The organism is Ignavibacteriales bacterium, assembly GCA_016709765.1.
Taxonomy (GTDB): Bacteria; Bacteroidota; Ignavibacteria; order Ignavibacteriales; family Ignavibacteriaceae; genus IGN3.
Map to the genome: position 1 here is coordinate 382616 of JADJMD010000012.1, position 22702 is coordinate 405317.

22 protein-coding genes are annotated in these 22702 nt (G+C 33.2%); 1 reads left to right on the forward strand and 21 read right to left on the reverse strand.

The features are described from left to right. Positions 1–27: 27 nt before the first annotated feature. From IPJ23_07545 to IPJ23_07565, 5 genes are all read right to left on the reverse strand, one after another. Positions 28–837, reverse strand: a complete 810-nt coding sequence (locus tag IPJ23_07545; protein ID MBK7630539.1) for a hypothetical protein — start codon at positions 835–837, stop codon at positions 28–30. A 159-nt stretch (positions 838–996) separates the two neighbouring features. Further along, a complete protein-coding gene (locus tag IPJ23_07550; protein ID MBK7630540.1) occupies positions 997–2289 on the reverse strand; it encodes a dihydroorotase in 1293 nt (430 codons plus the stop codon). 19 nt (positions 2290–2308) lie between these two features. Next, complete coding sequence (locus IPJ23_07555; GenBank protein ID MBK7630541.1) at positions 2309–3229, reverse strand: aspartate carbamoyltransferase catalytic subunit; 921 nt, start codon at positions 3227–3229, stop codon at positions 2309–2311. 5 nt (positions 3230–3234) lie between these two features. Continuing rightward, positions 3235–3780, reverse strand: coding sequence for a bifunctional pyr operon transcriptional regulator/uracil phosphoribosyltransferase PyrR (pyrR, locus tag IPJ23_07560; GenBank protein MBK7630542.1), 546 nt, complete (start codon positions 3778–3780; stop codon positions 3235–3237). Between the two features lie 259 nt (positions 3781–4039). After that, positions 4040–5704, reverse strand: coding sequence for a hypothetical protein (locus IPJ23_07565; protein ID MBK7630543.1), 1665 nt, complete (start codon positions 5702–5704; stop codon positions 4040–4042). A gap of 134 nt (positions 5705–5838) precedes the next feature. Between IPJ23_07565 and IPJ23_07570 the strand changes: the two genes are divergently transcribed. Continuing rightward, positions 5839–6033: a CPXCG motif-containing cysteine-rich protein gene (locus IPJ23_07570; GenBank protein MBK7630544.1), complete on the forward strand. Its 195-nt coding sequence runs from the start codon at positions 5839–5841 to the stop codon at positions 6031–6033. A 9-nt stretch (positions 6034–6042) separates the two neighbouring features. Here IPJ23_07570 and IPJ23_07575 read toward each other — a convergent pair whose 3' ends face one another. The 16 genes from IPJ23_07575 to mraZ are packed head-to-tail and all read right to left on the reverse strand — an operon-like array spanning position 6043 to position 22681. Next, a complete protein-coding gene (locus IPJ23_07575) occupies positions 6043–6240 on the reverse strand; it encodes a hypothetical protein (GenBank protein MBK7630545.1) in 198 nt (65 codons plus the stop codon). A 53-nt stretch (positions 6241–6293) separates the two neighbouring features. After that, positions 6294–7565 carry a cell division protein FtsZ gene (gene ftsZ / locus IPJ23_07580; GenBank protein MBK7630546.1) on the reverse strand — a complete coding sequence of 424 codons (1272 nt, stop codon included), beginning with the start codon at positions 7563–7565 and terminating at the stop codon, positions 6294–6296. An 18-nt stretch (positions 7566–7583) separates the two neighbouring features. After that, positions 7584–8834, reverse strand: coding sequence for a cell division protein FtsA (ftsA, locus tag IPJ23_07585; protein MBK7630547.1), 1251 nt, complete (start codon positions 8832–8834; stop codon positions 7584–7586). Then, positions 8834–9601, reverse strand: coding sequence for a cell division protein FtsQ/DivIB (locus tag IPJ23_07590; GenBank protein MBK7630548.1), 768 nt, complete (start codon positions 9599–9601; stop codon positions 8834–8836). Before IPJ23_07590 ends, ftsA begins: the two co-directional genes overlap by 1 nt. Next, entirely contained in the window at positions 9601–10974 is a 1374-nt protein-coding gene (locus tag IPJ23_07595) for a UDP-N-acetylmuramate--L-alanine ligase (GenBank protein MBK7630549.1), read from the reverse strand. Before IPJ23_07595 ends, IPJ23_07590 begins: the two co-directional genes overlap by 1 nt. Beyond that, on the reverse strand, positions 10975–11454 hold the full coding sequence (locus IPJ23_07600) for a hypothetical protein (protein ID MBK7630550.1): 480 nt from the start codon (positions 11452–11454) through the stop codon (positions 10975–10977). After that, on the reverse strand, positions 11451–12554 hold the full coding sequence (murG, locus tag IPJ23_07605) for an undecaprenyldiphospho-muramoylpentapeptide beta-N-acetylglucosaminyltransferase (protein ID MBK7630551.1): 1104 nt from the start codon (positions 12552–12554) through the stop codon (positions 11451–11453). The genes IPJ23_07600 and murG overlap by 4 nt, the downstream gene beginning before the upstream one ends. Continuing rightward, on the reverse strand, positions 12554–13717 hold the full coding sequence (locus IPJ23_07610) for a cell division protein FtsW (GenBank protein MBK7630552.1): 1164 nt from the start codon (positions 13715–13717) through the stop codon (positions 12554–12556). The genes murG and IPJ23_07610 overlap by 1 nt, the downstream gene beginning before the upstream one ends. After that, complete coding sequence (gene murD, locus IPJ23_07615; GenBank protein ID MBK7630553.1) at positions 13714–15063, reverse strand: UDP-N-acetylmuramoyl-L-alanine--D-glutamate ligase; 1350 nt, start codon at positions 15061–15063, stop codon at positions 13714–13716. Before murD ends, IPJ23_07610 begins: the two co-directional genes overlap by 4 nt. A 1-nt stretch (position 15064) precedes the next feature. Further along, complete coding sequence (locus tag IPJ23_07620; protein ID MBK7630554.1) at positions 15065–16174, reverse strand: phospho-N-acetylmuramoyl-pentapeptide-transferase; 1110 nt, start codon at positions 16172–16174, stop codon at positions 15065–15067. Beyond that, a complete protein-coding gene (murF, locus tag IPJ23_07625; GenBank protein ID MBK7630555.1) occupies positions 16174–17562 on the reverse strand; it encodes a UDP-N-acetylmuramoyl-tripeptide--D-alanyl-D-alanine ligase in 1389 nt (462 codons plus the stop codon). Before murF ends, IPJ23_07620 begins: the two co-directional genes overlap by 1 nt. Further along, positions 17562–19028 carry a UDP-N-acetylmuramoyl-L-alanyl-D-glutamate--2,6-diaminopimelate ligase gene (locus IPJ23_07630; protein ID MBK7630556.1) on the reverse strand — a complete coding sequence of 489 codons (1467 nt, stop codon included), beginning with the start codon at positions 19026–19028 and terminating at the stop codon, positions 17562–17564. The genes murF and IPJ23_07630 overlap by 1 nt, the downstream gene beginning before the upstream one ends. Then, positions 19029–21002: a transpeptidase family protein gene (locus IPJ23_07635; protein MBK7630557.1), complete on the reverse strand. Its 1974-nt coding sequence runs from the start codon at positions 21000–21002 to the stop codon at positions 19029–19031. Further along, positions 20995–21324, reverse strand: a complete 330-nt coding sequence (locus IPJ23_07640; protein MBK7630558.1) for a hypothetical protein — start codon at positions 21322–21324, stop codon at positions 20995–20997. The genes IPJ23_07635 and IPJ23_07640 overlap by 8 nt, the downstream gene beginning before the upstream one ends. Then, positions 21321–22244 carry a 16S rRNA (cytosine(1402)-N(4))-methyltransferase RsmH gene (gene rsmH / locus IPJ23_07645; protein MBK7630559.1) on the reverse strand — a complete coding sequence of 308 codons (924 nt, stop codon included), beginning with the start codon at positions 22242–22244 and terminating at the stop codon, positions 21321–21323. The genes IPJ23_07640 and rsmH overlap by 4 nt, the downstream gene beginning before the upstream one ends. After that, positions 22241–22681 carry a division/cell wall cluster transcriptional repressor MraZ gene (gene mraZ / locus IPJ23_07650; GenBank protein MBK7630560.1) on the reverse strand — a complete coding sequence of 147 codons (441 nt, stop codon included), beginning with the start codon at positions 22679–22681 and terminating at the stop codon, positions 22241–22243. The genes rsmH and mraZ overlap by 4 nt, the downstream gene beginning before the upstream one ends. Positions 22682–22702 lie beyond the last annotated feature (21 nt).

A 22702-nucleotide genomic window follows, 5' to 3' on the forward strand; every position in this document is an offset into this window, starting at 1 on the left:
TCCACGACAAAAGTAATAAAATCTTAATTATCTCGCCAATTGTAATTTATTTAACTTGCGATCGCCGCTTCCTTTAACAACTGGTTTTAATTGTGGTTCACCTTCAACCAATTGAAAAGTCCAATCAAAAACAACTCTATCGGCAGTAATATTTTTAACTCTAATCTTTGCAAAATGATTATCCCATGTCCAAATAACATATGTGTGTCCAACTATTGCAATTTCTTCTTTGTTTGGGTTCCAGCCATTTAAAGGAGCATAAGGTATATCATAAATATCAGTAGTTACCCCCATATCCTGAATATCAGTATCATCATAAACTCTTATGTATCCAGTACCTTGATATAATTCAAAGAAGAAATCAACATCTTCAGCATCATAGGCAACTGTTGAATAAGTTGTAAATGTGTATCCAGCATTATTAGGGAATCGTATATAATCAAATATGGACTGATTAAAACCTTCAGGTCTTGGAGTAGAATAGATTACATCATAACTAAGTTCACTTTCGTTTCCGTTGTAATCGTAAGCAGCAACTGCATAATAATATTTATTTCCGTTTACCGCTTCCATATCCGCAAAGTAAGTTCCCGAAGTTGAACCTATCAATTCATATTTACCTTCGTAAGTGTAATTAAAATACACATTGTATCCAGCAACATCGCTTTCTCTGTTTCTATTCCAATAAATATCTACTCTGCCATCACCGTTAAGTACTTGAATATTTGTTGGTGGATCTGGCGCTGTGTAATCATTGTAATAAGATTCATTTACGTCGCAAGAACTCAATATTAGAGTTGAGATGATAAGTATTGCGAAGATTGATAACTTTTTCATTTCGTTCACCTTTACAGTTAATTCTTTTTCTGGTTAGATGAGCCAAATAAAATGCCAACAAATAACTTCTTTTTTTACTATAAAACAAAGATTTAATGCTGATAATGTCCATTTAATTGAACATCGATTGGAGTATAGTTTAATTAAAGGAAGAGGTGTCTAAATATTTAAAAAACTTCCATCAAAAAACATTTGCCTTTTATTTATAACTCCAACTGCTTTTCCAGTAAGTAATCTTTTATCAAAAGGCGTGTTCGATGATTTAGATTTAAATTTCTTCTTATCCACAGTCCAAACAGCATTAATATCTAAAATAGTAAGATTGACAATTTCACCTTCTTTAATTTCTAGTACCGGAAGGTTCAATATTTTTCTTGGATTGATGGATAATTTTTCAACCATATTTTCTAATGTTAAAACTTTTTTGTGATAAAGTTCTGTGAATGCTAAACCAATTTGAGTTTCTAATCCAATAATTCCGTTTGGAGCATACTCAAATTCCATCTCTTTTTCTTCAATTGAATGTGGTGCATGATCAGATGCAATACAATCGATAGTTCCATCTTTTAATCCTTTTATTATTTCATCAACGTCAGCTTTAGTTCTAAGTGGTGGATTCATTTTAACATTTGGATCATATGTTTTAACAGCATCATCAGTTAATGTAAAATGATGAGGAGCAACTTCCGCTGTTACTTTAATACCTTTTTTCTTAGCTTCACGTACCATCTCAACAGATTTTTTACTGCTTATATGGGCAATGTGAATTTTTGCATCAGTGTATTCAGCCATTAAAATATCACGCATAACTATTAAATCTTCTGCCACGGATGGAATTGGTGGAAGACCGAGTAATGTTGAATTAATACTTTCATTCATTGCTCCACCTGCAAGCGATTCATCTTCACAATGTTCAATAATCGGAAGATCAAACATCTTTGCATATTCTAAAGATCTTTTTAGAATCGATGCAGTTTTAATTGCAATTCCATCATCAGAAAATCCTACTACACCGGCATCTTTTAATTCAGCCATTGGAGAAAGTACTTCGCCTTTTCTCCCAACAGTTGCGGCACCAACAGGATAAACATCCACCAGATGTTTAGCAGATTGTTTTTTTATCAGAGTTACAACTTCAGCAGAATCAATTGCCGGATCAGTATTTGGCATACAAGCAATTCCCGTAAAGCCACCACTTGCAGCGCTGTTGCAGCCAGTAACAACAGTCTCTTCATCTTCTCTTCCTGGTTCGCGCAAATGCACATGCATATCAAAAAATCCTGGTACGATGTACTTTCCATCCAAATCAAATACTTTTGCATCTTTAATTTCTGACTCTGTAAGCTTTCCTATATTCTTGAATTTTCCATCTTCAATTAAAATGTTAACATTTTTTTCGTTAACCTTTTGATGAGGATTTAAAATATTTACATTCTTTAATATAACTTTCATTTTCAAACTTTCTTATTTTCTAATTAAGTGTTCCAAGTAAATAAAGAACTGCCATTCTAACTGCAACTCCATTTGTAACTTGCTGCAAAATTATTTGTGAGTTGCCATCAGCAACTTCAGAAGATATCTCAACTCCCCTGTTTATAGGCCCGGGGTGAAGTATCAAAATATCTTTTCCATTTTTTTCTAATCGTTCTTTATCGATTCCAAAATACTGAGAGTATTCTCTTATTGATGGAAAATATTCACGTGCTTTTCGTTCAAGTTGAATTCTTAAAATATTAAGTACATCATTTTCTTGTATTGCTTCATCGATGTTATGAATTACATCTACACCGAGTTCATCAAGATATTTGGGAATCATAGTTGAAGGACCGCAAACAGAAACTTTTGCACCCATAGTTTTTAATCCATAAATATTTGAAAGAGCAACACGGCTGTGCGCAACATCTCCAACAATACAAACTTTTAATCCTTCAAGTCTTCCAAGTTTCTCACGAATTGAATACATATCAAGCAATCCTTGCGTTGGATGCTCGTGAATTCCATCACCCGCATTTATAATATTGGAATCTGAAATTTTTGTAAGCATTAAAGGTACGCCTGCTGCCGCATGACGAACAACAATCATATCAACCTTCATCGCTTCAATATTTCTTACAGTATCCTTTAGTGTCTCACCTTTACTAACACTGCTTCCAGAAACTGCAAAGTTTACTGAATCTGCAGAAAGTCTTTTTTCTGCCAGCTCAAAAGAAATTCTGGTTCGTGTTGAACTTTCATAAAAAAGATTTACAACTGTTTTTCCTTGCAGAGTTGGAACTTTTTTAATCGGTCTCTCAAGAATTTCCCTAAAAGTTGTTGCGGTATCTAAAATTAATTGGATATCTTCTTTGGGAACATCTTTAAGTCCTAACAAATGCCTGCTTGATAATGACATATTCTTTATTTCTTTTCTGATTCTATAATATAGATGGCATCTTCACCATCGTGTTCTTTAATTTTAACTTTTATTTCTTCATTGTGCGACGTTGGAATATTTTTTCCAACATAATCTGCGCGGATTGGTAATTCACGATGTCCTCTATCGATAAGAATGCATAGTTGAATTGAACTTGGTCGTCCCATGTCCATAATTGCATTCAATGCTGAACGAACTGTTCTTCCGGTAAACAATACGTCATCAACTAGAATTATATCTTTTTCATTTATATCAAATGTGATATTTGAAACAGAAACCTCTGGCTGTTTCAATCGAGTTCTAAAATCATCACGATAAAGGGTTACATCAAGAACTCCGAATGGTATTTCAGCATTATCGATCTGTTTAATCTTTTCGGCAATTCGTTTACCTAAAAATTCGCCGCGTGTTCGCATTCCCATTATCACAAGATTGTGTGAACCTTTATTTTTCTCAAGAATTTCGTGAGCCATTCTTGTAAGGATTCGGTCAAATCCTTCAGCGTCTATTATTTTTGATTTTACATCCATATACAAAAAAGCCTCTTTGGATTAACTATCCTCAGAGGTTACCTTATTTTTTTAATTTTCATTTTGTTCATCCTTTTCCATCTCACTGGATAGAGTTAAAGGTTAATTTTATTTGAACCAAACTTAACGGTATTAATTTTTAAAGTAAAGTTTAAACCCGCTTCGTTTCAAATTATTTTTAGATCTGTAATAGGTTTTTAATATTTCGGCATTTAAGTCTGATTAGAAATTGTTTATAATCGCAATTTATAGACTATTCTTAACTCGCATAAGCCAATCTTAACTTTTCTTTATCAATTCCTTCCAGTAGCCTAAAATCTTCTTCACTTATCTTTTCTACATCGCCAAAATATTTATTATCCACACTATCTTTTTGGTCTGCAACTTTTACAGATTCAACTGACAAAATGCTAAGTTTACTTACAACAATATTTGTTGGATCGTTTTCATCAACTTTGCCATCAATAATATAAGGACCCATAGACATAGTTTGTTCGGCAAACTTTTCGTACTCGCGCGGAAAGATAACCGCTTCGAATGTTCCCGTTCTATCTTCAAGCGAAAGAAATTTCATTATATCCCCTTTACGTGTTTTTATCCGTTTAGATGTCATATACCATCCAATTAATCTTACATTTTTACCACGATGTTTATTTAAATCTTTTGCTTTAACGATTGATTTATGTTCCCTAAAACGGCTATAAAAAAAGAGCGGATGCCTTGTAACCATATATCCAAAAGATTCATATTCTGTTTTGCAAATTTCTTCAACACTAAAATTGATGTTTGTTTTTACTTCATCTTCCATCACAAAAGTTTCGTGTAGAAATAGATCGTTATAACTTTCATTAAGAATTTTTCTTTTGTGGATGTAAATATCCAGCAAACGCAAGAGTTCCGGTCTTGTTTTTCTAAAACATCCCATCGATCCGCATTTTATTAGAATTGATATTTCTTCAAATGCAAGCTTTGTACGGATAAGAAAATCTGCCAGCGAATGATACTCACCATCTTTTTTTCTTTCATCTAAAATTTTTTGGCAGCTATTGTAAGAAAGATTTTTAATTACCATCAATCCAATTTGTATTTCATCTTTCTTTCCAGTGTACTCGTAATTACTCTTATTTATGGAGGGAAGAAGCATTTTTAATCCTAGCCGCTTACATTCCCACACATAAACCGCAGCGGAATAAAACCCGCCGCCATTGCTTAAAACGCTTGCCATAAACTCCGCAGGATAATGCGATTTAAGAAAAGCAACCTGATAAGAAAGCAGCGCAAACGAAGCGCTGTGAGCTTTGCAAAACGAATATCCTGCAAACGATTCTATTTGCCGCCACAATTCTTTGGCTTGTGTATCCGTAAGTCCCTTATCCCTGCATGATAAAAAATATTTATCAACTATCTTTTGCATTGCTGAGTGCGAACGCATTTTGCCGCTCATTGCACGGCGAAGCAAATCAGCTTCTTCCAAAGTTAAGCCTGCAACGTGATGCGCAACTTTTATAACATCTTCCTGGTAAATCATTACCCCGTAAGTTTCGCCAAGAACATCTTCCATTTCTGGAACAAGATATTTTCTTCTTGTTGGATCTTTGTGGCGCGCAATAAATTCCTGCATCATTCCGCTTTCTGCAACACCGGGACGAATTATTGAACTTGCCGCAGTAAGCATTTCAAAATCGTGAACATCAAGTTTGCGAAGAAGCGAGCGCATCCCCGGGGATTCAATATAAAAACAGCCTATCGTTTGCCCTGTACGGATAAGGTTATTCGTGGCCTCATCATTAAAGAGCATTTCAAAATCATAAATATCAAACTTAACAGCGGCTGTGTTTTTAGGTATCGGCGGATAAAGCGAAAACATTTTTGTATTGTCTCGCCACTCTTTTGGTATTTGATATATTAGTTCTTCAATTTCCATTACCATACATAAAAATAGTGAACATTTGCCCACTATATAAAATATTTAAAATTCAAAAGCAATACCGTAAAAGGATTGATTTTAAACAATTTAAATGCCTTATTACAGTTGTAAATTTTCTAAGCGAGGATAAAATGCAAACAGATGATACTTTAAACTGGGTTTGTCAGTACTGCGGCGTAGAAAATTCTGTATGGGTTGATTTAACTATTGAGGGCAAGCAGGATTTTATAGAAGATTGCCGGATTTGCTGCCGACCAAATCGAGTTATTGTTGTTCAAGATTATGATGAAAATGTTATGATTGAATCAAGGTTGATTGATGAATGAAAAAAATAATTAGCGTATAAAAAGATAAACCAAACCTGCTGCTATTATTAAACCATAGATGATGGAAAGGTAAACAACAAGTTTACCTTTTGATTTGATTATTCGATCTAACTGTTCGGAATGTTCCTTATTGATGAGCAGATTTTTTTCAATCCCATCCGCAGAGAGAATATTCTCACACTCGGAATTTGAATGAAGATCACTCATAAATCCTCTCTGAATTTATTGATTGAAAAAATATTTAATTACACTTTAATAACTTAATCCATAATCATTCTTAAGAATGATGAACTATCATCATCGTTAGAATCATCCTTTTTCTCGTTTCTTTCTTTTGCCCAGGAATACCTGGAATTTTCAACAGCAAAACCACTTGGAGTGTTTTTTTCCTCATCATCTTCAATCGAGGCTTTTGGGCTGTTTACCCTCAAAATTGTTGGAACATCAAGATCGTTTGAATCAACATTTTCGGGCCCAAACAGACTAAATCCACCACGTATATTGTCTGATAAAGTAGGTGTTTGTTTTTTAGCAGCTATAGTTTTACTGCTATAATTGTTTCCTCTTGCACTATCAAATCCCGTTGCAATGACAGTGTAAGATATGTAATCATTCATTTCGTCTTTTTTAACAACACCAAAAATAACGTTGGCTTCTTCACCAGCGGCTTCAAATATTATATTGTTGCCCTCGTTAATTTCCTGCATTGTCATACTGCTTGATCCTGTAACATTAACAAGTACACTCTTTGCACCTTTAATATTTACACCTTCAAGTAGCGGACTTGAAATAGCTTTTTGGGCTGCTTCAATTGCGCGATTTTCACCGCTGGAAATTCCACATCCCATCAAAGCTTCACCACTGGAATTCATTACAGCACGGACATCAGCAAAATCAACGTTGATCAATCCTTCAATTGTGATGATATCTGCTATGCCACGGGTTGCTTCATAAAGAACTTCATTCGGTTTATCAAAAGCAGCAAAAGCGTTTGTGGCTTTATCTAAAATGTTAAGTAATCTTTCATTTGGAATAACAATTAAGCTATCAACGTGCTGACGCAATTCCATTATACCTTTTTCAGCATTCATCATTCTTGTTTTACCTTCCCATCGGAAAGGTTTGGTAACGATACCAACAACCAAAGCGCCTATGCTTTTTGCAATCGAGGCAATAACAGGAGCCGCACCCGTTCCAGTTCCACCGCCCATACCGGCAGTAATAAAAACCATATCACTTCCGGAAAGAACCTCAGCAATCTGATCGCGATCTTCTTCGGCAGATTTTCTTCCAATGTTAGGGTCAGCTCCGGCACCTAAGCCGCGTGTAATTGCACTGCCACACTGAACTTTATGTGTTGCAGTACTGCTCCGTAGCACTTGTGAATCCGTATTAACGGCAATGTACTCAACACCGCTTAACCCGCGAGCAATCATACTTTCGATGGCATTACAGCCTCCACCGCCAACACCAACAACTTTTAAAACTGCTGACATCGGTTTTTCTTTATCGATGGTTGCAAATCGCGACATAGGTCCTCCTATAATGATTTATAATTCGTTGAAAAAATCTTGCACTTTTTTAATAAGCTTGCCAATTTGATTTTCAGATTTTTCTTTTTGTTTTTTAATTAAAACCTGATACTCACTTGACTTGCCGCCCGGTATTCCCTTAATTAATCCTGCAACAGTTGCAAACTCAGGACTTTCAATTTCATTTGATAATCCTGCACCCAACTCTTGCGGAACACCGATTCTGGTCGGTAAACCAAAAACTTCTTCTGCTAATTCTGTAACGCCGTTTAGTAATGATCCGCCGCCTGTAAGCACAATTCCAGCTTTTATTTTGGATTTGAAACCGGCGGTTCGTAATTCATTATCAACAAGTGTAAACAGTTCTTTCATTCTTAAACTTATGATTTGTGTAAGCAGACTCACTGGAATTTTTGTATTCCCTCTTGCGCCAACACCTTTAATCAAAATATCTTCATCTTTAATAATTGCATTCTCACTTGCATAACCGTATTCTTTTTTGAGTCTTTCGGCTTCATCTGTCATAACACCAAGAGATTCGCGAATATCATTTGTAACTTGATTTCCTGCAACTCCAATTACTCTTGTGTGCTTAATAGCTTTTTTATGATAGATAGCTATATCTGTTGTACCACCACCAATATCTATTAAAGCAACTCCTAAATCTTTTTCACTTTCTTCCAATACAGATGCACTTGATGCGATTGGCTGCAAGATATAATCCTGAACTTGATAACCTGCACGTTCAACAGATTTTCTAATATTTTCCATTGCTGGTATTGAGGCAAGCACAACATGATTACTTGCTTCTAATCTTGAACCAGACATTCCAATTGGATTTTCAATTCCACTTTGATGATCAATTGAAAATTCTTCCGGAATTATATGAAGAATTTGTCTATCACTTGGAATTCTGATTGTACGAACATCAGCTTCTAATCGATCAAGATCATCTTTAGTGATTTCTTTTTCATCACGATTTATTGTCACATAATTTCTATGTCTGATACTTGTAATATGTTCACCGGCAACACCAACATTAACTGTTGTAACTTCAAAGCCAGCTCTGTTGGAGGCAATAGACATTGCCGATTTAATTGCTTCAGCAGTTTTACCAATATTTGCAACTAATCCTTTATGCAATCCTTCGGAAGGAGCAACACCAAACCCAAGTATATCAATCTTGTTTTGTTCTGGAATCTTTTCAGCAATTACAGCACAAACTTTTGTTGTTCCTAAATCTAATCCAACTAAAATTTCTTTTTTCATTAAATCAAGCCTGTGTTTTCTTTGCTTCCGATGTATGCTTCATTTGTAAATCTTAAATCTATGTATTCAGTATTTTGATAACTTGCTTTTAAATTGTTTATTCTTTCCCAAACTAAACTAAGGTAAATCATTTTTTTAGATTCATTACCTCTTCCAAAAACAACAGGATAATTAACTCCTGAAAAGGTTAACACAACATCGCCACCATTTTTAAGATTTATCTCTGATAGTTTTTTTGATAATTCAATATCTGTAATTTTAGCTGCATCTATAATTCTAAATGCTTCAACAACATCTTCCGTTTTATAAATTGTAGCAGGTGAAAGTTTATCTGTTATTCTAAAATTGCTTATTACCGGAATATCCGAGTATGTTGTATATTCTTGAATCTTTAGTAGTTCAAAATCATTTGTTAAAAAGTATGGCTCTGTTCTGCTCAACAACACAGCATAAATATCCTTTTCTTTGATCCTCACATCAACATTTCCGAGTCCATCAGATTTTACTTCGGCTTTAGCAATATATGGATGCTCTTCAATTCTTTTTTTAATCATGTTAAGAGTTAAATCATCATAAACAGATGATTGATCTATATCAGCAAATCGCAAATAGATTTTTTTATTTAACAAATGATTACCGTAAATATTTATCATTTTAATTTCCTCTTTTCCCTTTTTGTTATATGTAAAAAGAGACAAGTATAAAATTGAAAGTACAATTACAGATAAAAGAATAATGCCAAATATTTTTCCAAAATCATTTTTCATTAATTTTTATTTAACATCTCTACAAACTGCTCACCATATTTCCAGATATCTCCCGCACCCATTGTTACAACAATATCTCCATCTTTTTTAATTTCATCCAGTAAAGAAGGCACTTCATTTTTATTAGCAACATAATGAACATTTTTATGTCCAAACTTTTTTGTTGTCGATGCAATTAATTCCCCGGTTATGCCTTCAATTGGCAATTCCCTTGCAGGATATACATCAGTACAAATAAAAACATCAGAATTAAGAAAGGCTCTGCCAAACTCCTGATAAAAATCTTTAGTACGCGAATAAAGATGTGGTTGAAAAACAACAATTAATCTTCTATTCCAACCATCTCTAATCCCTTTTAAAGTAGCTGCCGCTTCAGTTGGATGATGTGCGTAATCATCTATAACCAAAATTTCCTTATTGTATTTAACTTCAAATCTTCTGTAAACACCAGAGAAAGTTTCTAATGCTGATTTTATAATTTTAAAATCTATTCCGAGTTCCGTTCCAATTACAATAGCAACAAGTGAGTTGTTGATATTATGTGTACCAGGAATTTTTAAAGTGATCTCACCTAGCTCTTTACCAAAATATTTAACTTTGTAAGTGCTAGTAAATCCATTATGAGTAATATCCATAGCTCTAACATCGGCCTGAGCATTCAATCCATATGTAATAATTTTTTTGTTGATGTGCGGCATTATATCCTGCAATGCCGGTTCATCTAAACACAATGTAACAAAACCATAGAAAGGTACTTTATTTGCAAACTCAATGAAGGCGGATTTTATATCATCCAAGTCTTTGTACGTGTCAAGATGTTCGCTTTCTAATGTTGTGATAGCTGCAATAGTTGGAGTAAGTTTTAAAAACGTTCTATCAAATTCATCTGCTTCTACAACAATAAATTCTCCACTCCCAAGTCTTGCGTTTGTTCCGCCTAAACCGCTAAGCTTTCCACCAACAATAATTGTAGGGTCAATTCCACCTTCAGTTAAAGTTAATCCAACCATTGATGTTGTTGTAGTTTTACCATGCGTGCCAGAAATTCCGATCCCATATTTCATCCGCATTGTTTCAGCAAGCATTTCAGATCTTTTTATTATAGGAATCTTTCGATCAATAGCTGCTTTAACTTCTGGGTTATCAATCTGAACTGCAGAAGAATAAACGAGAACATCAGCATCTTTTAAATTTTCCGGAGAATGACCTTCATATACTTTTATTCCGATGCTTTCAAGTCTATCCGTAACTTCACTTTTGGATTTATCAGAACCAGAAACAATAAAGCCCTGACTCAAAAGAATCTCTGCTATTCCGCTCATTCCTATTCCGCCAATACCAACAAAGTGAACTTTTTTAATATTCTTGAACATCTATACTTTTTCTACTTCAAGTTTAAGTTGATGAAATTTTTTGAGTAACTCATTTTCATTTTCATAATCATTCGGTCTAACTACAAACGGTCTTATTCTGGAATTAATTTTTATTCTAACCAATTTTAAGGGATTAGATTTTCCATATCTTCTATCTTTACCGAGCTTAATCGCTTTAATTTCATTTTTGTGAATAAGCTTGGAACCAAACCTATCACTAAATACTAAACCCTCATTATTAAATTCGATATATCTGTTTCTATAAAGATTGAACAACAATGCAATTACAGAAACAACAACAATAAAGGCAAGCAAGTAAATTATTGGATCGTGTGTAATTAGTGTATAAGAACTTTCAACAAACTCTCCTCTAATCAACAAGTAAATTGCAAATGCAACGAAGTATATAATTGTTGACTGATAATAAAACGACATATTATACTTGAATTTACTTTTATATTTTAATTGTTCGTCTGTCATGTTGCTAAAGCAAAATTAATTGCGCTCTTGGCTATTACATTTGCCGCTTCAGGTCTTGAGATACTTTTAGCGTTTTCGCTCAAACTTTTTAATAAAATTTTGTTCTGAACTAATTCAAATATTTTTTCCTTCAAAACCGAATTCACGTCAGAATCCTTAATCAAGATTGCAGCATTTTTATCTGCAAGCGATTTAGCATTAAAATATTGATGATTCTCCGCGACGTGGGGCGACGGAATTAATATTGAAGGAATTCCTAGAACAGTTAGCTCAGCAATGGTAGTTGCACCAGCCCTCGCAACAAGCAAATCACAAGCTGAGTAAGCTTTGTTCATGTCTTCAACAAAATCCAGAATTTTCACGGAGTCTAAATTAATGTTTTTATAGCTATGATAATAATTTTTTCCAGTTTGCCAGACGATTTGTAAAGATTTTTTTTCTAACTCCTCAACACAATCGGCAACGGCTTTATTAATTGATGCTGCTCCTAAACTTCCTCCAAGTACAAGAACAGTAAACTTGCCTTCATCAAGACCAAAAGATTTTTTTGCTTCTTCTTTAGTAGATGAACCAAGTTCACTTCTAACAGGGTTACCTGTCAATTTTATTTTATCAGGTCTTCTCAAATATTTTTTTGAATCTTCAAATGAAATGTTCACTTCATCAGCATAACGCTCTAACAACCGAGTAGTTAAACCTGGATAACTATTGGATTCCATTAAAATTACTTTTGCTCCCAACACAGATGCTCCCCATACTGCAGGACCCGCAACATAACCGCCTGAACCTATCGCAACTCGAGGTTTAAATCTGAAAGAAATAAATAACGATTGCACAAGCGATACAAATAGTTTTACCGGGAACAATAAATTTTCAAGATTAAACTTTCTAGCAAATCCTTTTATCCAGATTGATTTAAATCCATAACCAAGTTTTGGAATTACTCTTCCTTCAATTTTAGATTTTGTACCCACAAAGATTATTTCAGCTTCAGGTTTTAATCTCTTAATCTCATCTGCAACTGCAATTGCTGGATACAAATGTCCGCCTGTTCCGCCGCCGGCAAAAAGAAATCGATATGGATTGTTCTGTCTCTTCATCACTTAAAATCCTGAAATGCTAATTCATTTTTCTTTAAGGATTCAATCTCACTTTGCTTTTGTTTTTCTTTATCCTTTTCAGTTTGATGATTATAAATTGCTACGTTCATTAGTATCCCAACTGAAGCGCTAAGAAAAATAATTGACGTCCCACCGTAACTAATAAACGGCAGAGCAAGCCCTGTTGTTGGAAATAATCCAGTAGCAACTGCAGCATTTACAAATGCATAGATAATAATTGAAAATGAAATTCCGAACGCAAGCATTTGTCCAAACTTATCCTTTGCTCTTTTCGCGATAAGAATTCCTGCAACAAAAAGAACAACATAGAAAAGAAGAACTACAATAACGCCAATAAATCCAGTTTCTTCACCAAGAATAGCAAAAATAAAATCACCATAAGATTCCGGTAAAAACAAATTACTTTGCCTGCTATTTCCAATTCCAACTCCGAATATTCCACCGCTGCCGAGACTTAGCATTCCTTGTTTAAGTTGATGATTAATTGTTCCGCCATCTCCAAAAGAATTTATAAATCCTATAATTCTTTTTCTTGAGTGAGGTAGAATCATTGCAAAAGAACTTGCAGCAATTATCAAACTGAATGACGAAACAAAAATATGTTTGAGCCTTGCTCCGCCTACATATAGCATAGTTAGAGAAATTACAACAATTAATGCAGCAGTACTGACATTTGGTTGAATAAATATTAATCCGGCAATCATCATAACCCAAATGAACAAATACATAAATCCATTTTTAAAATCTAAAATATCATCTCTCTTTTTTTCTAATAAATAAGAAAGGTGAACTATTAGAAGTAATCTTGCTATATCTGCAGGTTGAATAGTTATAAACCCAAGGTTTAACCATCTGCCTGCTCCCTTTACTTGAGGAGCAAATATCAATGTTATAATCAAAAGTAAAACCGTACTAAGAATGGCAGGTTTACTAATTTTCTTATACCATTCATAAGGAATAAAACTAAATATTGCCATCATAAATAAACCGGCAACAACTCTTGAAAGATGCGAGTTGAATAAGTGAAAAGCGCTATCAAACTTTGCAGCGCTATAGGTGTTGCTTGCGCTCATCACTACTATCAATCCGATTAAGATTAAACTAAATGAGGCAAAGAAAACTGTGATTGCTAATTTTTTCATTTACCGTTTACTATTTCTTTAAATACTTTTCCGCGATGTTCGTAATTATCAAACATATCAAAACTTGCACAAGCTGGTGAAAGCAAAACAACATCACCCTCTCGAGCTTCACTAATAACTGAGTTTATCACTTCGTCAAAATCTTTTTTAATCTCAGTTTTTACTTTAGAATGAAAGTAATTAAAAACTTTTTCTGCTGATGAACCGATTGCATAAATCTTCTTAACTTTTTCTTTTACTAAATCTTCAATCACCGAGTAATCATTACCTTTGTCTTGTCCGCCAAGTATTAGGATAATTGGATCATCAAAACTTTTCAAAGCAACAATTACAGAATCAATGTTTGTGGCTTTAGAATCATTAATAAATTTCACCCCATCAATTTCCCTTACTAGTTCAATCCTGTGTTCAACTCCTTTAAATGATCTTAATGCCTCAAGAATTTTTTCATTATGAAGATTAAAAATCTTTGCCACAATTATCACAGCCATTGCATTCTGAACGTTATGCTCGCCCCTAATAAATATATCGGAAACATTACAAGTAAATTCCAATACATCATTTTTAACATATTTTACTTCATTATTTTCTAAAAAACATCCGTTAGTAACTTTTTTTGTTGTTGAAAAAAAGAAAATTTTACTTTTAGCATTTTTGAAATTCTGATTTAATAAATCACTATCCTTACTTAAAATTAGAAAATCATTCCCATCTTGGTTCTCAAATATTCTCAGCTTTGATTGTGCATATTTTTCAATACTGTTTTCATATCTGTTTAGGTGATCCGGAGTAATGTTCAATATCATTGCAACTTTGGGTTTGAATTTGTCAATTAAATCTAACTGAAAGCTCGATATCTCAAGTGCCACAAATTCATTTTCTTTCGCTCCAGCAGATATTTCAGAAAATGCTAAGCCAATATTACCAGCCGTATAAGTTTTCTTTCCACATTCATTGAAAAGATAACCGCACAGACTAGTTGTTGTGGTTTTACCATTAGTCCCTGTAATCCCAATAACATTTGCATTACAAAATGAGGAAGCAAATTCAACTTCACTTATTGTTTTAACATTTTTAGCTTTTGCATTTTTAATAACTTCAGCATCTGACGGAACACCGGGGCTTACAACCATCAAATTACAATCAAAAACTTTTTCTGTGTGTTTACCAATTTCAAAATCTATTTTTTCTTTTTGTAAAACTTGAGTTGAAGTTTTTAATTTTTCTTCACATCCTGCATCACTAACAAATGGAATCGCACCAAGCTTTTTTGCAAGCTTTGCAGCACCAAGCCCGCTTCTTGCGGCACCAATTATCGATATTTTTTTGTTATTAATGTCTAACATCTTATCTAATTTTAAATGAAACTAAAGTTACAATAGCAAGTATGATTGCGATAATATAAGCACGCACAACAATTTTGGGTTCTGCCCATCCAACCATTTCAAAATGATGATGAATTGGTGCCATCTTAAAAACCCTTTTGCCTTCACCAAATTTTTTCTTAGTGTATTTGAAGTAAAGCCTTTGAACAATTACAGATAAAGTTTCCATAAAAAATATTCCGCCAAGAATTGGAATAAATAATTCTTTCTTGATTAGCACTGCTATTATTCCAAACGCACCACCCAAAGCAAGTGAGCCCGTATCACCCATAAACACTTGTGCGGGATATGAATTGAACCAGAGAAATCCTAAACCGGCACCTATTAATGCTGCAATAAAAACAGTTAATTCTCCTGCTCCTGGCAGATGGATTATATTTAAATAATTTGCAAAGATTGTATTGCCACTAAAGTATGATAGTAAAGCAAGCGCAATCATAACTATCACTATTACACCAGTTGCTAATCCATCTAATCCATCAGTTAAGTTTACCGCATTTGATGTTGCTGTTATGATAAACACAACCAGCGGTATGTAGAAAATTGAGAAATCTAAATTTACATTTTTTAAAAATGGAACTGTTGTTAAAGTGTTTACATCTTTAAATTCAGGTAAAAAGTAAACTGCACAACCAACTATTAGTCCAATCGTAACCTGTCCTAAAATTTTATATCTACCAATCAATCCGTTTGGATATTTTTTTATTACTTTCAAATAGTCGTCTAAAAATCCGACTAGACTTAACCAAATTGTACCAACAAGAATTAATATTATGTATGTGCTTTTTAAATCAGCCCAAAGCAATACAGGAATAACAACAGAAAATATTATTATCATTCCACCCATTGTTGGTGTGCCTGCTTTTGACCAATGAAACTTGGGACCATCAGCTTTTTTTGCTTCACCAATTTGATGTGCTTGCAAACGCTTAATAATTTTTGGACCGAGATAGAATGCCAGGAACAATCCTGTTATTGCTGCTAGTGCAGAACGGAATGTTAAGAATCTAAAAATATCAAATCCTGGTGGATTGAAAGTTTTATTTATGTATTCAAATAAATAGTAAAGCATTATTTTTTTCTTGTTTCAAGAATCGAAACAAACTCTTCCATTTTCATTCCGCGTGAGCCTTTAACAAGGATTGCAGAATTATTAATATCTAATGTTTTTAAAAAGTTTGTTAATGATTCTCTATCATTAAAGTGCTGATGTACTATTGTTTTATGATTTAACTTTTGATTCATTAACTTCATCATTTTACCAATAGCATATACTTCATCAACTTTAATTTTATCGATGAAGCTTGCTAACTCTAAATGTTTTGCTTTTGATTCAGGGCCGAGTTCAAACATATCTCCAAGAACAGCAATTTTCTTTCTTCTTGATTCAATCTTATTCAAAATTTCAAGCGATGCTTTCATCGAATCTGGATTAGCGTTGTAAGTATCATTAATAAGAGCAAACTTTTTATAATTTTTAATTTCTAATCTTTTGTTATAAGATTTTATTTTCTTTAAAGCTTTTTGAATTTGTGAATTTGTTAATCCCAACTCAGATGCAATTGCAAAAGCAGCAGTAAAGTTTAAAACATTTTTGTCACCACTAATTGGTAGAGTTATAACAGAATCACTTTTTTTACTTTTTATTTCAATCTGCGGTCGCGCTAACTTATCATAACCTTTAATACTTGATTTATAATCTGCTTTTTCATTCAAGGCAAATGTGATTTTATTTTTTACAGTCTTTCCAAATTCGTTTAAAATCTTATCATCATTATTTATAAAAACTTTTCCACCATTATTTAATGTTGCTTTTAATAACGCAGATTTTTCTTTAAACACACCTTTACGATTTTTCAAATATTCTAAATGTGAATCACCAATGTTTGTTATCAAAGCTAAATCCGGATTAGTAATTGCTGTTGTGTAAGGAATCTCTCCAAAATGATTTGTTCCGAGTTCAGCAACTAATACTTGATGCTTTTCATTTGTACTTAAAATCGTTAACGGCACACCAATATGATTATTATTGTTTGCAACTGTTTTGTTCACTTTAAATTTTTCAGAAAGCAATGCTGCAAGAATTTCTTTTGTTGTTGTCTTACCAGCACTTCCGGTTATTCCAATTATTTTTGCTTTAAGTTTTGAACGCCACAATTTTGCAACATCGCCTAATGCAACAACGGTATCTTTAACAGTTATTACAGGAATTTCTAAATCACTAATCTTTTTAAAATTCTTCTCATTTATAATGATCGCTACTGCACCTCTTTTTACAACCTCATCAATAAAATCGTGCGCGTCAAATCGTTCGCCTTTTATTGCAATAAACAAGGTGTGTTTTTTAATATCTCTTGAATTAATTGAAACATGATAAATAGATTTAAACATATCAGGATTATAAATCACTGCTGTCGGGATATTAAAAATATCTTCTATGTTTAAATGTATTTTTTTCATTAAGCTAAATACTTTAATGCAATTTCACGATCTGAAAAATGATTTCTAACGCCATTTATCTCTTGATAACTCTCGTGTCCTTTTCCTGCAATCAGAATGACAGCATTCTCATTAGAAGTTTTTATAGCTTCTGCGATTGCCGCTTCCCTATTCTCTTCGACTTCATAATTATTTTTAGCAATTCCTTTTTTGATATCTTCAATAATCTCAAAAGGGTTTTCTGTTCTTGGATTATCAGAGGTAACAAAAACTCTATCACTTAATTCACTTGCGACTTTACCCATAATAGGACGTTTCGTTTTATCTCTATCGCCGCCGCATCCAAATACTGTAACTACCTGATTTTTATCATTTACTATTTCTCTAACAGCTTGTAATGCTTTTTCTAAACTATCAGCTGTATGTGAATAATCAACGATAACCTTTTTCTTTCCATTACCTAAAACTTCAAATCTTCCCGGAACTTGTGGTGATGATTTTATTCCGCTAATTATCTTATCAGCATCAATCCCAATACTATTTGCAGTTGCAAATGCTGAAGTTGCATTATATGCGTTAAATGTTCCGATTAATGAAGTATGAATTTTATAATCAACTTTGTTATTTGTGATTGTAAAATCAGTCCCATTTAAATCATAAACGATATTTTTAATTTGATAATGTGAATTTTCAGCAACACCATAAGTGACTGCTTTGCCTTTGCAATCTTTAGTTATCTCTTTTGAATGTATATCATCAGAATTAATTATTGCAAAAGATTTTTGATTTAATCCATCAAACAAAATTTTCTTTGCTTTTAAGTACTCTTCAAAACTGTTATGAAAATCCAAATGATCGGAAGTAATATTAGAGAATATTGCTGCTGAAAAATCTAATCCGTAAACTCTGTTTAAGACTAATGAATGTGATGAAACTTCCATCACGGTGTGCGTGCAACCTTCTTGAATCATATCTAAAAACATTTTGTTCAAATCATTAGATTCCGGTGTTGTAAGCTTTGAATCGACTTTTACGTCACCTATATAATTTGCAATTGTTCCAATTAATCCAGTTTTATATCCAACATTCTGCAAAATATTTTTTAAAATAAATGTTGATGTAGTTTTTCCATTTGTCCCTGTAATTCCAATAAGTTTAAATTTACTTGTTGGATCTTTGTAAAACCCTTTTGATAATTCTGCCAATGCTTTTCTGCAGTCTTTTACAACAATTTTTGCGATTTGGGCATGAGCGACAAATTCGTCAGGAATTGAGTTTGGATCTTCCACAACAACAGCAACTGCACCTTTATTGATGGCATCCTGCAAGAACTTATGACCGTCAGTTTTGTATCCTTTTATCGCAACAAACACAGAATTCTTCAGAACTTTTCTTGAATCATAAACTATATCCGCAACATCTTTTCTTTGAACTTCTCCAGTTACTTGAATAGCATTAACACTATTTAAAAGCTGCGTCATTTCCATTTATAAAGAAGCTCCTTTAACAGTATACTCGGAGCATTCAATCAAGCATACTTCATTTCCATTTAACTTTTTACCTGGAGCAATACTTTGGGAAGTTATAATTCCTGTTCCTTTAATTTTATACTTAACACCAAGTTTTGTTAGTGCATAAATGGCGTCTTTAACATGGCAGTTTACAAGATCAGGCATTTTATTATTAGATGATAATTTTACCTCTTTAACACTAATTGGTTTTATTTCAGTTTTTGTTTGAGAATGATCATCAGCAAATTTTAGATTGTGCATTAAATCAGGATTAAAATATTGTTGAAATTTTTCAATATCAGTTTGGACAATTCTTTCAGTAAGACTTTTAAATATTGGAGCCGCAACCAATCCACCATATCTGCCTTGATCTGGTGCATTTAACAGTATCAAGCAAACCACTTGCGGATTTTCAACCGGAAAAAATCCAATGAAAGAAGAATTGTAATGTTGTTTGGAATATTTTCCATTAACTAAAGTTTGTGATGTCCCGGTTTTTCCGCCAACTGAAATAAACTCTGAAAACGCTTTTTTACCTGTCCCATTTTTTACAACCCCACCCAATAAATCGCGCATAACATTAGAAGTTTCAGATGATATAACTCTTCTTATTTCAATAGGATCAAACTCATGAACTAAGTCTCCATTTTTTGAAATTTGACGTTGAAGCAATTGTGGTTCGTATAAAACTCCGCCATTAATTAATGCACAATATCCAGCTAACATTTGTAAAGGGGTTACAGAAATTTCGTATCCAAATGAAAGATATGCTTTAGAGACTTTAGACCATTCATTTGGTTTTCTTAATTTCCCAGCAGTTTCACCAGGCAATGTTAGTGAAGTGGAATTTCCAAAACCAAATCCGCGCAAATATTTAAAATATTTTTCATCATCAATTCGTTGGACAAGTTTTGCAACACCGATGTTACTTGATTGTTCAAGTATTCCAACAACATCTAAACTTTTAAAAGGATGAGTATCCCTAATATTTACGTTTTGAAATTTATATTTTCCATTTTCAAGATTTAATCTTTCATTAAGTCTGCATAACTTCTGATCAATTAATGAAGCAATGGTAAAAGATTTAAAAGTTGAACCGGGTTCATAAGTATCCGTTATTGCACGATTTCTTCTTTGAAAATCATTGTACTTCCAATATTCGTTAGGATTAAAATCATCAATATTTGCAAGTGCAAGTACTTCGCCGGTGTTTGGGTTCATTATAATTCCGGTACCGGAAGCAGCGCCATATTCGCTCACACCTTTTCTTAATTCATCCTCAAGAATTAACTGGTAACTTTTATCAATTGTTAAATAAAAATCATCACCTGAAACAGCAGGGTTTATCTCTTCTTCATCTACTGTAACAGTTTCACCAACAGCATTTTTTTGTATAATTCTGGATCCATCTTCACCATTTAATGCATCTTCATAAAATTCTGAAATACCCATCACGCCTTTATCATCATTATTTAAGTAACCAAGAACGTGTGATGCAAGATTATTGTAGTGAAAAACTCTTGAAGGTTCCTCTTTATAAAAAAATCCTGAACGTTTAATATTCTTTAATGATGCTGCGATTTCTAATGAAGTTTTCTTCTCGAGACATATAGTTTTCTTTGAACCTTTCATAAGATTCAAATAATAGTTTTTACTTCTATTAAACTTCTTAGCAAATATTTGCGCAATCTCGTTTTTATGTTTTTGTTTGATCATTCTTAAATCAACATAAAAAGAAACATCTGCACGATTATAAACCAACAAAACATTATTGCGGTCGTAAATCAATCCACGTTCAGCTTCAATTTTTTCTACGCCTGTTTGTTGTCTTTGAGCATAATAAGAATATTCCTCTGAACGCACTATCTGAATATCAACCAGCTTGATCACCAATGCGATGAAAAAGATTAAGATTGATAGTATTACAAATAATGCGCGTGAGTTATTCATATTTTTCTTTTAAAATCTCGTTTAGATCTTCAACTTTGTTGATATCATATTTTATAATAAAAGCTGACTCAACATTTCTAATCAAACCAAGCCTTGTTTCTGCAATTGCAACAATTCTTTCTTCAGCAGTTACAGTTTGATATTCTGCTGTTAGTTTTATTTTTCTTTGACTTTCTGTTTTATAGGTTTTTTCTGCTTTATCTTTTTGCAAAACGTTTTTTTCATATTTAAGTTTTAGCCCAACACTTGCAAGCGCAAATACAGTTATTATCAACAGAAGTGTTATTAACAAAAAAATTGTTGGTTTAGCACTTTTCTTCATAATCGTTCAGCAGCTCTTAGTTTAGCACTTCTCGCGCGATAGTTATTTCTGATTTCATCATCACTCGGTAAAAGTGGTTTTCTATTAATCAGTTCTAACCTTGCATCTTTTTTAATTAATCCTAGTGGATCTTCTTTTGGACTAAGGCTTACAATAGTTTCAGCTTTAAAAAAATCTTTTACTATTCTGTCTTCTAGCGAATGATAAGAGATAACAACAATCCGTCCGCCCTTTTTCAAAACCTTAAGTGAGTTTTCTAAAAATAATTTCAGATTTCCTAATTCATCGTTTACATAAATTCTAAGCGCCTGAAAAATTCTTGATAATGTTTTTCGTTGAAAGTTTAGTGGAACAAGTTCATTAATTATTGAAACTAACTGTCCGGTTGTTTCAATTCTTTTACCGGTACGTCTTTCGACAATAGTCCGGGAAATCTTTCTGGAATTCTTTTCTTCGCCATATTCATAAAAAACATTTGCTAGATCTTCTTCCGTAAAAGTATTGATAACATCGGCGGCAGTAACTTTTTTGGTTTTATCCATTCGTAAATCAAGCAATGCATCACTACGGTAGGTAAAACCGGATTCCGGATTATCCAATTGAAATGATGATACTCCTAAATCCGCAAGCACACCATCATAGTTTTGTATTGATTCTATCTTTGCAATCACATCTATAAAAGAGTAATTAAAGTTGTATAAACTAACTCCCGATTCATCAGCAAATTTTTTTCTTGAAAACTCAAAAGCATTAGTATCAACATCAGCAGCTATAAGACGACCATCATTATTTAGTCTTTTAATAATTTCACTCGAGTGTCCGCCAAATCCCAGCGTTGCATCAAAGTAAATTCCGGAACGATCAGTAATTAAAAGATCCAAGCTTTCATTAAGCATCACAGGAATATGATGCTCACTCATTTAGAAGCCATTACTTTAGCCGCAATCTCCTCATAAGTTTGCGGAGATTGTAATAAATATTCTTCATAAACTTTTGGATTCCAGACTTCTATTTTTTTTAACGCACCAAGTATTAAAACTTCTTTTTCAATTTTTGCATAAGTAATGAGAGTTGATGGGATCATAATTCTTGATTGGCCATCCATTACATCTTCAGCAGCAAACTGAACAAACATTCTTATAAATCTTGCATCATCAGGTTGGAATGTATTTAAATTTAAAAGTGATTCTTCTATCTTCTGCCATTCATCCAGCGGATATAAATCGATGCAATTGGATAGACCTCTCGTCATCACAAACGTTTCGTTTGTATCTGCAGAAATATGCTTTCTAAGTTTAGCCGGAATAGCGATCCGACCTTTAGAATCCATTGAATATGTAAATTGACCTCTAAACATTCACTCTCTTATTTGGGATAA

Coding starts and splice junctions, on each gene's coding strand:
- mraZ (MBK7630560.1), bottom strand. CDS start 22,681: ATGTTTAGAGGTCAATTTACATATTCAATGGATTCTAAAGGTCGGATC.
- murF (MBK7630555.1), bottom strand. CDS start 17,562: ATGAAAAAAATACATTTAAACATAGAAGATATTTTTAATATCCCGACA.
- IPJ23_07565 (MBK7630543.1), bottom strand. CDS start 5,704: ATGGAAATTGAAGAACTAATATATCAAATACCAAAAGAGTGGCGAGAC.
- pyrR (MBK7630542.1), bottom strand. CDS start 3,780: ATGGATGTAAAATCAAAAATAATAGACGCTGAAGGATTTGACCGAATC.
- IPJ23_07635 (MBK7630557.1), bottom strand. CDS start 21,002: ATGAATAACTCACGCGCATTATTTGTAATACTATCAATCTTAATCTTT.
- murD (MBK7630553.1), bottom strand. CDS start 15,063: ATGTTAGACATTAATAACAAAAAAATATCGATAATTGGTGCCGCAAGA.
- IPJ23_07570 (MBK7630544.1), top strand. CDS start 5,839: ATGCAAACAGATGATACTTTAAACTGGGTTTGTCAGTACTGCGGCGTA.
- IPJ23_07545 (MBK7630539.1), bottom strand. CDS start 837: ATGAAAAAGTTATCAATCTTCGCAATACTTATCATCTCAACTCTAATA.
- IPJ23_07630 (MBK7630556.1), bottom strand. CDS start 19,028: ATGGAAATGACGCAGCTTTTAAATAGTGTTAATGCTATTCAAGTAACT.
- IPJ23_07575 (MBK7630545.1), bottom strand. CDS start 6,240: ATGAGTGATCTTCATTCAAATTCCGAGTGTGAGAATATTCTCTCTGCG.
- IPJ23_07555 (MBK7630541.1), bottom strand. CDS start 3,229: ATGTCATTATCAAGCAGGCATTTGTTAGGACTTAAAGATGTTCCCAAA.
- IPJ23_07550 (MBK7630540.1), bottom strand. CDS start 2,289: ATGAAAGTTATATTAAAGAATGTAAATATTTTAAATCCTCATCAAAAG.
- IPJ23_07640 (MBK7630558.1), bottom strand. CDS start 21,324: ATGAAGAAAAGTGCTAAACCAACAATTTTTTTGTTAATAACACTTCTG.
- IPJ23_07590 (MBK7630548.1), bottom strand. CDS start 9,601: ATGAAAAATGATTTTGGAAAAATATTTGGCATTATTCTTTTATCTGTA.
- IPJ23_07620 (MBK7630554.1), bottom strand. CDS start 16,174: ATGCTTTACTATTTATTTGAATACATAAATAAAACTTTCAATCCACCA.
- IPJ23_07610 (MBK7630552.1), bottom strand. CDS start 13,717: ATGAAAAAATTAGCAATCACAGTTTTCTTTGCCTCATTTAGTTTAATC.
- murG (MBK7630551.1), bottom strand. CDS start 12,554: ATGAAGAGACAGAACAATCCATATCGATTTCTTTTTGCCGGCGGCGGA.
- rsmH (MBK7630559.1), bottom strand. CDS start 22,244: ATGAGTGAGCATCATATTCCTGTGATGCTTAATGAAAGCTTGGATCTT.
- IPJ23_07595 (MBK7630549.1), bottom strand. CDS start 10,974: ATGTTCAAGAATATTAAAAAAGTTCACTTTGTTGGTATTGGCGGAATA.
- ftsZ (MBK7630546.1), bottom strand. CDS start 7,565: ATGTCGCGATTTGCAACCATCGATAAAGAAAAACCGATGTCAGCAGTT.
- IPJ23_07600 (MBK7630550.1), bottom strand. CDS start 11,454: ATGACAGACGAACAATTAAAATATAAAAGTAAATTCAAGTATAATATG.
- ftsA (MBK7630547.1), bottom strand. CDS start 8,834: ATGAAAAAAGAAATTTTAGTTGGATTAGATTTAGGAACAACAAAAGTT.